Origin of the sequence: Streptomyces sp. NBC_00539, assembly GCF_036346105.1 — a bacterium.
Classification (GTDB): Bacteria; Actinomycetota; Actinomycetes; order Streptomycetales; family Streptomycetaceae; genus Streptomyces.
Genome location: NZ_CP107811.1, coordinates 2,781,209 through 2,795,105, shown reverse-complemented (window position 1 = coordinate 2,795,105; position 13,897 = coordinate 2,781,209). Strand labels below are relative to the sequence as shown.

The following is a 13,897-nucleotide window of genomic DNA, read 5'->3' as shown; positions in this document are numbered from 1 at the left end:
CCTCATGAACAAGCCTTCCCCCTTCGAGTACGCGCCGGCCCCCGAGTCCCGCTCGGTCGTCGACATCGCCCCCTCCTACGGCCTCTTCATCGACGGCGAGTTCACCGACGCCGCCGACGGCAAGGTCTTCAAGACCGTCTCGCCGTCGTCCGAGGAAGTCCTCTCCGAGGTCGCCCAGGCCGGCGCCGCCGATGTCGACCGCGCCGTCAAGGCCGCCCGCAAGGCCTTCGAGAAGTGGTCCGCGCTGCCGGGCTCCGAGCGCGCCAAGTACCTCTTCCGCATCGCCCGGATCATCCAGGAGCGCAGCCGCGAGCTGGCCGTCCTGGAGACCCTGGACAACGGCAAGCCGATCAAGGAGACCCGCGACGCGGACCTCCCCCTGGTCGCCGCGCACTTCTTCTACTACGCGGGCTGGGCCGACAAGCTCGACCACGCCGGCTACGGCGCGAACCCGCGCCCGCTCGGCGTGGCCGGCCAGGTCATCCCGTGGAACTTCCCGCTGCTGATGCTCGCGTGGAAGATCGCCCCCGCGCTCGCCACCGGCAACACGGTCGTCCTCAAGCCCGCCGAGACCACCCCGCTGTCCGCCCTGTTCTTCGCGGACATCTGCCGCCAGGCCGGTCTGCCCAAGGGCGTCGTCAACATCCTCACGGGGTACGGCGACGCGGGCGCGGCCCTCGTCGAGCACCCCGACGTCAACAAGGTCGCCTTCACCGGCTCCACGGCGGTGGGCAAGAAGATCGCCCGCCACGTCGCCGGCACCGACAAGAAGGTCACCCTGGAGCTGGGCGGCAAGGGCGCCAACATCGTCTTCGACGACGCCCCCATCGACCAGGCCGTCGAGGGCATCGTCACCGGCATCTTCTTCAACCAGGGCCAGGTCTGCTGCGCGGGCTCGCGCCTGCTGGTCCAGGAGTCGATCCACGACGAGCTGCTGGACTCCCTCAAGCGCCGCCTCTCGACGCTGCGCCTCGGTGACCCGCTCGACAAGAACACCGACATCGGCGCGATCAACTCCGCCGAGCAGCTGGCCCGGATCACCGCGCTCGCCGACACCGGCGAGGCCGAGGGCGCCGAGCGCTGGTCCCCGGCGTGCGAGCTGCCGTCCTCCGGCTACTGGTTCGCCCCGACGCTGTTCACCAACGTCACCCAGGCGCACACCGTCGCCCGCGACGAGATCTTCGGCCCGGTGCTGTCCGTACTGACCTTCCGTACGCCCGACGAGGCCGTGGCGAAGGCCAACAACAGCCAGTACGGCCTGTCCGCCGGCATCTGGACGGAGAAGGGCTCGCGCATCCTCGCGGTCGCGAACAAGCTCCGCGCGGGTGTGGTGTGGGCCAACACGTTCAACAAGTTCGACCCGACCTCGCCCTTCGGCGGCTACAAGGAGTCGGGCTTCGGCCGCGAGGGCGGTCGCCACGGCCTGGAGGCTTACCTCGATGTCTGAGACGACCACGCGTCTGAACGTCTTCAAGACCTACAAGCTGTACGTCGGGGGCAAGTTCCCCCGCTCCGAGAGCGGCCGGGTGTACGAGGTGACGGACTCCAACGGCAAGTGGCTGGCCAACGCCCCCCTGTCCTCCCGCAAGGACGCCCGTGACGCGGTCGTCGCCGCGCGCAAGGCCTTCGGCGGCTGGGCGGGCGCGACCGCGTACAACCGCGGCCAGATCCTCTACCGCATCGCCGAGATGCTGGAGGGCCGCCGCGGGCAGTTCGTCCACGAGGTCCGCGAGGCGGAGGGCCTGTCCAAGGTGAAGGCCGCCGCCGTCGTGGACGCGGCCATCGACCGCTGGGTCTGGTACGCGGGCTGGACCGACAAGATCGGCCAGGTCGTGGGAGCCGCCAACCCGGTCGCGGGTCCGTTCTTCAACCTGTCCACGCCGGAGCCGACCGGTGTCGTCACCGTCGTCGCCCCGCAGGACTCGTCGTTCCTGGGCCTGGTCTCGGTGATCGCGCCGGTCATCGCCACGGGCAACACGGTCGTGGTGATCGCCTCGGAGAAGTCCCCGCTGCCCGCCCTCTCGCTGGGCGAGGTGCTGGCGACGTCCGACCTGCCCGGCGGCGTGGTCAACATCCTGTCCGGCAAGGCCGCCGAGATGGGCCCGCACCTGGCGTCCCACCAGGACGTCAACGCGATCGACCTGGCGGGCGCCGGCGCGGCGCTTGCCAAGGAGCTGGAGATCGCCGCGGCCGACAACCTCAAGCGCGTCCTGCGTCCACAGCCTGTGGACGACTGGACCGCCGACCCGGGCACGTCGCGCATGACGGCGTTCCTGGAGACCAAGACGGTCTGGCACCCCACGGGTTCGCTGGGCGCGTCCGGCTCCTCGTACTAGGGGCACTCGCGAACCGGCCCCGGCAGCGTCCCCCGCGCTGCCGGGGCCTTCGTGTCACTTCGCTCCGGGCAGCAGCGGGCCGAGGAGCGAGCCCGCGGCGGCGGTGGGCAGTTCACCGACCGAGGGGCCCTGGGTCAGGATGCCGGTGACCATGGTGGTGCCGACCGCCGGGAAGTCCGCGACCTTGGTGCCCACGCCGTTGTCGAGGGGGTCCACGCCGGTGTGGGCGAGCGGGTTCACCTTGAGGTTCGCGATCGGGTCGGTGACGCCGGCCAGGGCCGCCGGGACGGAGAGTTCGCCCGCCTGGGCGCCGCCGGCGGCCATGGCCAGGGCCGCACCGGCCATGGAGAGCGTGATGCCTGCGGAGCGCAGCGTGGAGCTGCCGGGGGCTGCGTGACGTGCCATGGGGATCCCGCCTGAGGTCGTAGTCGCGTGCGCACGCAGCGTAGTTGAGGTGGCGTGCCGGACACCAACCCGCCGGATCCCGGAGCCGCTGAGGTCACTCGTTCGTGGAGACCTCCTCCCCTGACGGACCGGTAGGGCCGTCAGGGCGCGTGGGCCGGAGCTCCCCTTTTGTTTTTTCGTGGGGGAGGACTCAAACTGGTGTCCCGTGAGCTCCTCCTCCCCCCTCCCCACGCGCGTCGTCCTGCTGACCGGGCCCTCGGGCTCCGGCAAGTCCTCGCTCGCGGCCCGCTCGGGCCTGCCCGTGCTGCGCCTGGACGACTTCTACAAGGAGGGCGACGACCCGACGCTGCCGCTGGTGGAGGGCAGCTCCGACATCGACTGGGACTCGCCGCTGTCGTGGGACGCGCAGGCGGCGGTCGCCGCGATCGCGGAACTGTGCGGGGAGGGGCGTACCGAGGTGCCGGTGTACTCCATCGCGACGTCCTCGCGGACGGGGTCGGAGACGCTGGACATCGCCCGGACGCCGCTGTTCATCGCGGAGGGGATCTTCGCGGCCGACATCGTGGCCCGGTGCCAGGAGCTGGGGCTGCTGGCGGACGCGATCTGCCTGCGGGGGCGGCCGTCGACGACGTTCCGCCGGCGGCTGGCGCGGGATCTGCGCGAGGGGCGCAAGTCGGTGCCGTTCCTGCTGCGCAGGGGTTGGCGGCTGATGCGGGCGGAGCGGGGCATCGTGGCCCGGCACACCGCGCTCGGCGCGTACGCCTGCGCCCGCGACGAGGCGCTCGGCCGCCTGGCTGCCTGCGCGGCGGGCCGCCACCGCACGGCAGCCCCCGCCTAACCCCTGGCCGGGGGGTTTGCTCGGCCCCCCTGCGCCACCGCCCGCGTTCTCCTCGCGCCTGCGCCCCCGTGCACTTCACGGCTCCGCCGCGCCGCACCAGCCCCGTCGGCCTTCGGCTTCCCGGTGCCGGGGGCGCAACTCGCAGCCTCGCGGGCGTTTGAGGAGCGGACCGGGCCAACTCCAGCCCCGCTGGGGTTCGGGGCGCCGGGCCGGGCCAACCCAGCCCCACCGGCCTTCGGCTTCCCGGTGCCGGGGGCAAACTTTCAGCCCCACCGGCCTGGCTTCCCGGTGCCGGGGGCGTAACTTTCAGCCTCGCCGGCGTTTGAGGCGCGGGTCCGGGCAGAGCCCGGTGCCCGGCGGAGCCGGGTTTCCTGGGGCTCCGCCCCCGACCCCGCGCCTCAAACGCCGGCGGGGCTGGGGTTGGCCGGGGTTGGCCCGGTGAGGCCCCAGACCCCGCGCCTCAAACGCCGACGGGGCTGGGGTTGGCCGGGGTCGCCCCGTGAGGCCCGGATCCGCGCCCCGAACGTCGCCGCGCATGCGAAGAGGCGGGATCATGCGGACCCCCGACCGCTTGATCCCGCCTCTTCCCCCCGCGGCCCCCGCCCCACCCCCGTAGGACGGGCCCCCTCGGCCCGATGGTCTTCGTCAGGCGACGAGCTCCCCGAAGGACTCCGCCTCGTCCCGGCCGAAGCTCAGGGCGTCGTCCTCGCGCAGCCGCCGCAGCGACCGCCAGATGCTGGACTTCACCGTGCCGACGCTGATGCCCAGGATCTCCGCGATCTCCGGGTCCGTGCGGCCCTCGTAGTACCGCAGCACCAGCATCGTCCGCTGCGGCTCCGGGATCCGGGCCAGCGCCTGCCACAGCACCGCCCGCAGCTCCGTACCCCGCATCGCGTCCGTGTCCGAGGCCGTCTCCGGCAGCTCCTCCGTCGGGTACTCGTTCAGCTTCCGCCGACGCCACGCGCTGATGTGCAGGTTCGTCATCGTGCGCCGCAGGTACCCGCCGACGGCCGCCTTGTCGCTGATCCGGTCCCACGCCCGGTACGTCGAGAACAGCGCGCTCTGCAGCAGGTCCTCCGCCTCGTACCGGTCGCCGGTGAGGTGGAACGCCGTCGCGTACAGCGCGGCCCGGCGTTCCTGCACGTACGCCGTGAATTCCGCCTCCGAGGCGGAAGGAAGTCGCGGGGCGGGAACCGCCTGGTACGTGTTCGCGTCAATGGCTACAGGATGCGTCGGCCGCTGACGGGCGACCGTCGCCGTACGGACACCCGCCCGGCGGTTCGCATCGTGCAGCCGCGTGACGACCGCGCTGGTCGTGGTGCTGTGCAGCGTGTTCATCTCGCGCCCCCCGTCGTGGAGTCTGCTTCGGTCCGTCTCTGGTAGAAGCCTGCCCCGCCGACTTAACCGCGGTGTCCTGCGACTGTCACAGCCCTGTCACAGCGGCCCGCGTCCGCGTCCCCGTACGACGGACGGTCGAGTCCCGACGGCCGATGGGACAGAATGAGCCCGTGCCTTTCCTGTTGCTGATCGAGGACGACGACGCCATCCGCACGGCCCTCGAACTCTCCCTGTCCCGCCAGGGCCACCGTGTGGCCACCGCGGCGACGGGCGAGGACGGCCTGAAACTGCTGCGCGAGCAGCGGCCGGACCTGATCGTGCTGGACGTGATGCTGCCCGGGATCGACGGCTTCGAGGTGTGCCGGCGGATCCGGCGCACCGACCAGCTGCCGATCATCTTGCTGACCGCGCGCAGCGACGACATCGACGTGGTGGTCGGGCTGGAGTCCGGAGCCGATGACTACGTTGTCAAACCCGTCCAGGGCCGGGTGCTCGACGCCCGGATCCGGGCCGTGCTGCGCCGCGGCGAACGCGAGGCCAGTGACTCCGCCGTGTTCGGGTCCCTGGTCATCGACCGCGCCGCCATGACGGTGACGAAGAACGGCGACGACCTCCAACTCACCCCGACCGAGCTGCGCCTGCTGCTGGAGCTCAGCCGCAGGCCCGGCCAGGCCCTGTCGCGGCAGCAGTTGCTGCGCCTGGTCTGGGAGCACGACTACCTCGGTGACTCGCGCCTCGTCGACGCCTGCGTGCAGCGGCTGCGCGCGAAGGTCGAGGAGGTCCCGTCCTCGCCCACGCTGATCCGTACGGTCCGCGGCGTCGGCTACCGCCTGGACTCCCCGCAGTGACCAAGCAGTTCGTGCGGGGCGTGTTCGCGGGCCGGCGCTGGACCAGTCTGCGGCTGCGGCTCCTCGTCGTGTTCGCCCTCGTCGCGCTGACGGCCGCCGTGTCCGCCTCCGGGATCGCCTACTGGCTCAACCGCGAGGCGGTGCTCACCCGTACCCAGGACGCGGCCCTCGGCGACTTCCGGCAGGAGATGCAGAACCGGGCCGCGGCGCTGCCCGCCGACCCGACCCCCGAGGAGTTGCAGCGCACCGCCGAGCTGATGGCGGGCAGCAGCCCCGGGTACAGCGTGCTGCTGGTGGACGAACTCAAGAACGGCCGCAAGGTGTTCGGCGCGGCCGGCCCCGACTCCTTCGGGCTGGACGACGTACCCGCATCCCTCCAGCACGCAGTGAACGACCGACAGAAGACGACGGCCGCCAACGACGCCGAGTACCACATGTACTGGCAGCGCACGAAGCCGCGCGGCAACCCGTACCTGGTGGGCGGGACACGGATCGTGGGCGGCGGCCCGACGGGTTACATGTACAAGTCGCTCGCGCAGGAACGCGACGACCTCAACGCGCTGGGCTGGTCGCTGACCATCGCGACGGGTCTCGCGCTGCTCGGCTCCGCGCTGCTGGCGCAGGCCGCCGCCCGGACCGTGCTCAAGCCCGTACAACGGCTGGGGGACGCGGCGCGGCGGCTCGGGGAGGGCGAACTGGACCACCGGCTCGACGTGTCGGGGACCGACGAGCTCGCCGACCTGTCGCACACCTTCAACAAGACGGCGGAGGCGCTGGAGAAGAAGGTCGCCGACATGAGCGCCCGGGAGGAGGCCAGTCGGCGCTTCGTCGCGGACATGTCGCACGAACTGCGGACGCCGCTGACGGCGTTGACGGCGGTCGCCGAGGTGCTGGAGGAGGAGGTCGACGACCTCGATCCGATGATCGCACCGGCGGTGGCGCTGGTGGTCAGCGAGACCCGGCGGCTGAACGACCTGGTGGAGAACCTGATGGAGGTCACCCGCTTCGACGCGGGGACGGCGCGCCTCGTACTGGACGACGTGGACGTCGCCGACCAGGTCACGGCCTGCATCGACGCGCGGGCGTGGCTCGACGCCGTGGAACTCGACGCGGAGCGCGGGATCGTGGTGCGGCTGGACCCGCGGCGGCTCGACGTGATCCTGGCCAACCTCATCGGCAACGCGCTCAAGCACGGCGGCTCGCCGGTGCGGGTGTCGGTGCGGGTGGAGGGGGAGTGGCTGCTGATCGCGGTCAAGGACAACGGTCCGGGCATTCCGGAGGAGGTGCTGCCGCACGTCTTCGACCGGTTCTACAAGGCGAGCGCGTCCCGGCCGAAGTCGGACGGGAGCGGGCTGGGCCTGTCCATCGCGAGGGAGAACGCGCACATCCACGGCGGCGACATCACGGCCGCCAACGGCAGCGGGGGCGGGGCGCTGTTCACACTGCGGCTGCCGGTGGACGTGGGGAAGGTGATCGCCGGTGAGGCGTAGGGCGGGGCGCGGCACGGTACGTGGCGCGGTGCGGATGACGGGGCTGCTGCTGGTGGCGGCCGTGACGGCGGTCGGCGCGGGGGGCTGCGGGATCCGGGCGACGACCGTGCCGGTGGACGTGGGCGCGGCGCCGTCGCGGGTGTCGTGCGACACCCCGGCGCAGCCGAGCGGGCAGCAGCCGAGCGGGGTGCCGGGGTTCCGGGCCACGGTGGAGCTGGTGTGCGGGTCGCAGTTGGTGGGCGTGGAACGGGTGGTCCCCGTGCCCGAGAAGCGGCCGGCGCGCGACCCGGTGGTGCTGGCGGCGCAGGCGCTGCTGGAGGCGCTGGAGCGGGAGCCGTCGGCGCAGGAGCGGGACGCCGGATTCACCACCGGGGTGCCGGACGGGCTCTCGGCGGCGCCGACGCGGCCGGGTGACCCGGCGGGGACGGTGCGGCTGAGCCGCAAGCCGGAGGACCTTCCGCCGGTGGCGCTGTCGCAGATCGTGTGCACGCTGGCGGAGAGCGAGGCGGTGTCGGCGGGGCCGGGGCCGGTGGTTCTGGGCGGGCCGGATGCGGATCCGCCGAGGGCGTGGGAGTGCAGTGACGCCGTCCGCTCCAGGCCGGAGTCGGTGCCGACGCTGGGGGACGTGGTGAGACCGACGCCGAGCGCGTCCTGAGGCGGGCCCCACCCGTCCCCGGCCCGGTGGGTGGGTGTCCGGTCCTCGCCGGTGGGACCGTGTGCACGTGGAAGAGCCCCGCCCGGTGGGCGGGGCTCTTCGGGCTGGGCCGTCTCTTCCGGATCGTGCCGGTCAGGCAGGATCCGGACGAGAGGGGCTAGAGGCCCATCGCGGCGGAGAGGTCCTTCTTGACGGCGTCGAGGATCTCCTGGCCGCGGGTGCGGGACGAGGTGAGGTCGGAGGCCTCGGAGACCGGGACCACGACCTCCAGGTAGCACTTGAGCTTCGGCTCCGTGCCCGACGGGCGGACGATCACGCGGGCCCGGTAGTCGCCCTCCAGGTAGTAGCGCAGGCCGTCCGTGGGGGGCAGGGACTGCGTGCCGTGGCTGAGGTCCTCCGCCGAGGTGACCCGCAGGCCCGCCAGGGACACCGGAGGCTGCGCGCGCAGGGCGGCCATGGCGGAGGCGATGACCGACAGGTCCGAGACCCGTACCGACAGCTGGTCGGTGGCGTGCAGGCCGTGGGCCATCGCCAGGTCGTCCAGCAGGTCGCTCAGGGTGCGGCCCTGCTCCTTGAGCTCCGAGGCGAGTTCGGCGATCAGGAGGGCGGCGGTGATGCCGTCCTTGTCGCGGACGCCCTCGGGGTCCACGCAGTAGCCGAGCGCCTCCTCGTAGCCGTAGCGCAGGCCCTCGACGCGGGAGATCCACTTGAAGCCGGTGAGCGTCTCCTCGTAGGGGAGGCCCGCCGCGTCCGCGATCCGGCCCAGGAGGCTGGAGGAGACGATGGACTCGGCGAAGACGCCGCGGGCGCCCTTGTGGACCAGGTGGGCGGCCAGGAGCGCGCCGACCTCGTCGCCGCGGAGCATCCGCCAGGCGCCGTCGTCCGGGACCGCCACCGCGCAGCGGTCGGCGTCCGGGTCGTTGGCGATGACGATGTCCGGGTTCACCTCGGCCGCCTTCGCGAAGGACAGGTCCATCGCGCCCGGCTCCTCCGGGTTGGGGAAGGCGACCGTCGGGAAGGCCGGGTCCGGTTCCGCCTGCTCGGCCACCAGGACCGGGGTGGGGAAGCCGTGCCGGGCGAAGGCGGCCATCACGACGTCCTTGCCGACGCCGTGCATGGCCGTGTAGACGGTCCGCACGCCCCGGGGGGAGCCGGGGGTCAGGACGGCGTCCGTACGCGCCAGGTAGGCCTCCAGGACCTCGTCGCCGAGGTCTTCCCAGCCGGACTCGGGGCGGGGCACGGAGTCGAGGGTGGTGATCCGCTCGATCTCCGCAGCGATCTCGGCGTCCGCCGGGGAGACGATCTGGGAGCCGTCGCCGAGGTAGACCTTGTAGCCGTTGTCCCGGGGCGGGTTGTGGCTCGCGGTCACCTCGACGCCGGCGACGGCGCCCAGGTGCCTTATGGCGTACGCGAGGACGGGCGTCGGCAGGGGGCGGGGCAGGACGGCCGCGCGCAGACCGGCGCCGGTCATGACGGCCGCGGTGTCACGGGCGAAGTCCGCCGACTTGTACCGCGCGTCGTAGCCGACGACGACCAGGCCGCCGGCGTGGCCCTGGGCCTTGAGGTAGGCGGCGAGGCCCGCCGCGGCCCGGATGACCACGGCGCGGTTCATCCGCATCGGGCCCGCGCCCAGCTCGCCGCGGAGTCCGGCGGTGCCGAACTGCAGCATGCCGGAGAAGCGGTCGGCGAGTTCCGCCGTGTCGCCGGCCTCGATGAGCTCGCCCAGTTCGGCCGCCGTCTGCGGGTCCGGGTCCTCGGCCAGCCACGCCCGGGCCCGGGTGATCAGGTCGTCCTGCACTTCCTGCACTACTTCCGCCTTACCTCTCGTACGGTCCTCAGATGCGGGCGAGGACCTGGGTCAGCAGCTTGCCCATGCGCGAGGCCGAGTCACGGCCGGCCTGGAGCACCTCTTCGTGGTTCAGCGGCTCGCCGGACAGGCCCGCCGCCAGGTTGGTGACCAGGGAGATGCCCAGCACCTCGGCGCCGGCCTCACGGGCGGCGATGGCCTCCAGGACGGTGGACATGCCGACCAGGTCCGCGCCCATGACGCGGATCATGTTGATCTCGGCCGGGGTCTCGTAGTGCGGGCCGGGGAACTGGACGTAGACGCCTTCTTCGAGGGTCTCGTCGATCTCCTTGCACAGCGCGCGCAGGCGCGGCGAGTAGAGGTCGGTGAGGTCCACGAAGTTGGCGCCGACGATCGGCGAGGTGGCCGTCAGGTTGAGGTGGTCGCTGATCAGGACCGGCTGGCCGGGCTTCATGCCCTCGCGCAGGCCGCCGCAGCCGTTGGTCAGCACGACGGTCTTGCAGCCGGCGGCGACGGCGGTACGGACGCCGTGGGCGACGGCGGCGACGCCGCGGCCCTCGTAGAAGTGGGTCCGGCCGAGGAAGAGCAGCGCGCGCTTGTCGCCGATCTTGTACGAGCGGATCTTGCCGCCGTGGCCCTCCACGGCGGGCGGCGGGAAGCCGGGCAGCTCGGTGACCGGGAACTCGGCCTCGGGCGCACCGAGCGCCTCTGCGGCGGGGGCCCAGCCGGAGCCCATGACGAGGGCGACATCGTGGGTTTCGGCGCCGGTCAGCTCCCGCAGGCGGGCGGCCGCGGCGGTGGCGTCGGCGAAGGGGTCGGTAACAGATGCGTTCACGCTGACGAGCGTAACCGTTCCTGGCCTACGCGCGTAGATGGCACAGGTCACGGTGTTCGGATCGTTGCCTTGTCGTTTCCGCCGAAATGGCACCTGCCGGGCGGAAGGGCCTCAGCAGGGGCGCTTGCGCAGTTCCATCACGTAGTCGTGCGGCGCGCCCGCCGACTCGGCCGCGTCCGCGATCTCGCCGAGGTAGCGCGCCGAGGGCAGACCGCCCTCGTAGCCGTTCAGGACGTACACCCAGGCGGCCTCCTCGCCGTCCAGGGTGTGCACCCGGATCCGCATCCGGCGGTAGATGTCGAGCCCGACGCCCTCCCACCGGTCCATCGAGTCCTCGTCGAGCGGCGCGATGTCGTACAGCGCCACGAAGACCTGATGGCGCGGCGCTTCGACGATCGTGGCGAGGGCACCCTCCCAGCCCATCTGCTCGCCGCCGAAGGTCAGCCGCCAGTCGTTGATCCAGCCCGTGCCGCGCAGCGGCGAATGCGGAGCGCGGCGCGTCATCAGCCGCGGGTCGAGGTTGCCGGCGTACGCGGCGTAGAGCGACATGAGGTCGAGGGTACGGGAGGGGCGGCCCGGGCGGCGTGCCAGGCGGATGACCGGGGGCCGGCCACGGGATGACCGGTTCGGCGGAGCCGACGGCGGGACCGGGCGTGAAGCACCTTGAAGCGTGCGGGACAATGGGGCACGGAATGCATCCCCCGGGGAGACCCCCCGGAAGCCCCGGCCGGGGCGGCAGCCGGCCGGGTAGACGTGAGGCGGAGTTTTCGTGACCCGGATCGTGATCATCGGCGGCGGACCCGGCGGGTATGAGGCGGCCCTCGTAGGGGCTCAGCTCGGCGCGGAGGTGACCGTCGTGGACTGCGACGGACTCGGCGGCGCCTCGGTCCTGACCGACTGCGTGCCCTCCAAGACCCTCATCGCGACCGCCGAGGTCATGACGACCTTCGACTCGTCGTACGAGGAGCTCGGCATCGTCGTCGCGGACGACACCCCGCACATCGAGCAGGCCGCGCGCGTCGTCGGCGTCGACCTCGGCAAGGTGAACCGGCGCGTCAAGCGCCTCGCGCTCGCCCAGTCGCACGACATCACCGCCTCCGTCACCCGGGCGGGCGCACGCGTCATGCGCGGTCGCGGCAAGCTCGGCGGCCCCCAGGGTATCGACGGCACGCGGGACGTCATCGTCACCGCCGCCGACGGCACCGAGACGATCCTGACCGCCGACGCGGTGCTGATCGCGACCGGCGGCCACCCCCGCGAGATCCCCGACGCGATGCCCGACGGCGAGCGCATCCTCAACTGGACCCAGGTCTACGACCTCGACGAGCTCCCCGAGGAGCTCATCGTCGTCGGCTCCGGTGTGACCGGCGCGGAGTTCGCCGGCGCCTACCAGGCCCTCGGCTCCCGCGTGACCCTGGTGTCGTCCCGCGACCGGGTGCTGCCGGGCGAGGACCCCGACGCCGCCGCCGTCCTGGAGGACGTCTTCCGCCGCCGCGGGATGAACGTCATCGGCCGCTCGCGCGCCGAGTCCGCCAAGCGGGTCGGCGACCGGGTCGAGGTCACCCTCTCCGACGGCCGGGTCATCAGCGGCACCCACTGCCTGATGGCGGTCGGCGCCGTCCCCAACACGCAGGGCATGAACCTGGAGGAGTCCGGGGTCCGGCTCAAGGAGTCCGGCCACATCTGGACCGACAAGGTGTCGCGCACGTCCTCGCCGGGCGTGTACGCCGCCGGTGACGTGACCGGGGTCTTCGCGCTGGCCTCCGTCGCCGCCATGCAGGGCCGGATCGCGATGTACCACTTCCTCGGGGACGCGGTGGCCCCGCTGAACCTCAAGACGGTCTCCTCGAACGTCTTCACCGACCCGGAGATCGCCACCGTCGGTTACACCCAGGCCGACGTGGACGCCGGCAAGATCGACGCCCGCGTCGTGAAGCTCCCGCTGCTGCGCAACGCGCGGGCGAAGATGCAGGGCATCCGGGACGGCTTCGTGAAGCTGTTCTGCCGCCCCGGCACCGGCATCGTGGTCGGCGGCGTGGTCGTCGCGCCGCGCGCCAGCGAGCTCATCCACCCCATCTCGATCGCCGTGGACAACAACCTGACGGTCGAGCAGATCGCAAACGCGTTCACCGTGTACCCCTCGCTGTCCGGCTCGATCGCCGAGGTGGCACGCCAGTTGCACACCCGCAAGGTCGCCGGGGAGGCGTAACCGCCGCGAACCGCCCTGTTCCGCAAGGGATTTGGGGTGGCGGGTGGGGTCGTAGCGGACTGTTCACGCAACTGTCCGGCCGCGTATACCACTTGTCGCCCCACCTTATGGACAACTTCGGTATTCCGGCGGAAGGAGCTGAAAGCAGTCGGTCGTCCGGGTTACTGTCAGTTTCGTGTTCGCTGCAGAACGTCGCCAATTGATCCTCGAAATGGTGCGGGCCAACGGAGCGGTGTCGCTCCGGGAGCTCGCCCGCGTCGTCCAGACCTCCGAAGTGACCGTACGGCGGGACGTGCGGGCACTGGAGGCAGAAGGACTCCTCGACCGCCGGCACGGCGGTGCGGTGCTGCCGGGCGGGTTCACCCGTGAATCCGGCTTCCCGCAAAAGTCCCATCTCGCGACGGCGGAGAAGACCGCCATCGCCGACGTGGCGGCCTCCCTCGTGGAAGAGGGCGAGGCCGTCGTCGTCGGAGCGGGCACCACGACCCAGGAGCTGGCCCGCCGGCTCGCGCGGGTGCCCGGGCTGACCGTGGTCACCAACTCGCTGCTCGTCGCCCAGGCGCTGGCCCATGCCAACCGGGTCGAAGTGGTGATGACCGGCGGGACCCTGCGCGGCTCCAACTACGCGCTCGTCGGCAGCGGCGCCGAGCAGTCCCTCCAGGGGCTGCGGGTATCGCGGGCCTTCCTGAGCGGGAGCGGCCTGACGGCCGAGCGCGGGCTGTCCACGTCCAACATGCTCTCCGCGAGCGTGGACCGGGCGCTGGTGCAGGCGGCCGCGGAGGTCGTGGTCCTCGCCGACCACACCAAGCTGGGCACCGACACCATGTTCCAGACCGTGCCGACGGACGTCATGACGCGGCTGGTCACCGACGAGCCGCCCCCGCACGACGACCGGGCCGCCACCGAACTCCAGGCGCTGGCCGACCAGGGCGTGCAGATCACGGTGGCGGGCGGCGCGGCGGCCTCCGGCGGCGACGGGATGGCGGGGCGCCGGCCCCGGCGCGAGTCGCCCCTGCCGGTGCAGCGCCGCGGCGGTCCGACGGCGCAGCTGCGCAGCGCGCCGGCCGGGCTGCTGGAGCAGCAGGCGGGGGAGAGGGAGCGGGGGCGGGTGGCGGACATGCGCCGACGCTGACGGG

At 72.4% G+C, this 13,897-nt stretch carries 13 protein-coding genes; 8 read left to right on the top strand and 5 right to left on the bottom strand.

The genetic code is table 11. The annotated features are described in order from the left end of the window. The first annotated feature begins 4 nt into the window (after positions 1 to 4). Positions 5 to 1,447: an aldehyde dehydrogenase family protein gene (locus OG861_RS12205; RefSeq protein ID WP_329197737.1), complete on the top strand. Its 1,443-nt coding sequence runs from the start codon at positions 5 to 7 to the stop codon at positions 1,445 to 1,447. Beyond that, entirely contained in the window at positions 1,440 to 2,336 is an 897-nt protein-coding gene (locus tag OG861_RS12200) for an aldehyde dehydrogenase family protein (RefSeq protein ID WP_329197740.1), read from the top strand. Before OG861_RS12205 ends, OG861_RS12200 begins: the two co-directional genes overlap by 8 nt. 54 nt (positions 2,337 to 2,390) lie before the next feature. On the opposite strand, the gene OG861_RS12195 is transcribed toward OG861_RS12200, so the two are convergent. After that, on the bottom strand, positions 2,391 to 2,741 hold the full coding sequence (locus OG861_RS12195; protein ID WP_329197742.1) for a hypothetical protein: 351 nt from the start codon (positions 2,739 to 2,741) through the stop codon (positions 2,391 to 2,393). Between the two features lie 205 nt (positions 2,742 to 2,946). On the opposite strand from OG861_RS12195, the gene OG861_RS12190 reads away from it, so the two are divergent. Further along, on the top strand, positions 2,947 to 3,579 hold the full coding sequence (locus OG861_RS12190) for a uridine kinase family protein (RefSeq protein WP_329197744.1): 633 nt from the start codon (positions 2,947 to 2,949) through the stop codon (positions 3,577 to 3,579). A 645-nt stretch (positions 3,580 to 4,224) separates the two neighbouring features. Here the strand turns inward: OG861_RS12190 and OG861_RS12185 are convergent. Beyond that, complete coding sequence (locus OG861_RS12185) at positions 4,225 to 4,917, bottom strand: SigE family RNA polymerase sigma factor (RefSeq protein WP_329197746.1); 693 nt, start codon at positions 4,915 to 4,917, stop codon at positions 4,225 to 4,227. A 170-nt stretch (positions 4,918 to 5,087) separates the two neighbouring features. On the opposite strand from OG861_RS12185, the gene afsQ1 reads away from it, so the two are divergent. From afsQ1 to OG861_RS12170, 3 genes are read left to right on the top strand one after another with little or no spacing between them, the layout of a single operon-like run. Further along, on the top strand, positions 5,088 to 5,765 hold the full coding sequence (gene afsQ1 / locus OG861_RS12180) for a two-component system response regulator AfsQ1 (protein WP_329197748.1): 678 nt from the start codon (positions 5,088 to 5,090) through the stop codon (positions 5,763 to 5,765). After that, positions 5,762 to 7,255 (top strand): sensor histidine kinase, encoded by a 1,494-nt coding sequence (locus OG861_RS12175; RefSeq protein ID WP_329197749.1) that lies wholly within the window; start codon positions 5,762 to 5,764, stop codon positions 7,253 to 7,255. The genes afsQ1 and OG861_RS12175 overlap by 4 nt, the downstream gene beginning before the upstream one ends. Continuing rightward, positions 7,245 to 7,910, top strand: a complete 666-nt coding sequence (locus OG861_RS12170) for a hypothetical protein (protein WP_329197750.1) — start codon at positions 7,245 to 7,247, stop codon at positions 7,908 to 7,910. The genes OG861_RS12175 and OG861_RS12170 overlap by 11 nt, the downstream gene beginning before the upstream one ends. Positions 7,911 to 8,067: 157 nt before the next feature. Here OG861_RS12170 and OG861_RS12165 read toward each other — a convergent pair whose 3' ends face one another. From OG861_RS12165 to OG861_RS12155, 3 genes are all read right to left on the bottom strand, one after another. Next, complete coding sequence (locus OG861_RS12165) at positions 8,068 to 9,708, bottom strand: phospho-sugar mutase (RefSeq protein ID WP_329202403.1); 1,641 nt, start codon at positions 9,706 to 9,708, stop codon at positions 8,068 to 8,070. Between the two features lie 37 nt (positions 9,709 to 9,745). Further along, on the bottom strand, positions 9,746 to 10,552 hold the full coding sequence (locus tag OG861_RS12160; RefSeq protein WP_329197751.1) for a purine-nucleoside phosphorylase: 807 nt from the start codon (positions 10,550 to 10,552) through the stop codon (positions 9,746 to 9,748). A 111-nt stretch (positions 10,553 to 10,663) separates the two neighbouring features. Beyond that, positions 10,664 to 11,101, bottom strand: coding sequence for a gamma-glutamylcyclotransferase (locus OG861_RS12155; protein ID WP_030231145.1), 438 nt, complete (start codon positions 11,099 to 11,101; stop codon positions 10,664 to 10,666). 220 nt (positions 11,102 to 11,321) lie between these two features. Here OG861_RS12155 and OG861_RS12150 point away from each other — a divergent pair, with 220 nt between their 5' ends. Beyond that, entirely contained in the window at positions 11,322 to 12,761 is a 1,440-nt protein-coding gene (locus OG861_RS12150; protein ID WP_136217135.1) for an NAD(P)H-quinone dehydrogenase, read from the top strand. A gap of 211 nt (positions 12,762 to 12,972) precedes the next feature. Further along, positions 12,973 to 13,893: a DeoR/GlpR family DNA-binding transcription regulator gene (locus OG861_RS12145; RefSeq protein ID WP_443056781.1), complete on the top strand. Its 921-nt coding sequence runs from the start codon at positions 12,973 to 12,975 to the stop codon at positions 13,891 to 13,893. Positions 13,894 to 13,897 lie beyond the last annotated feature (4 nt).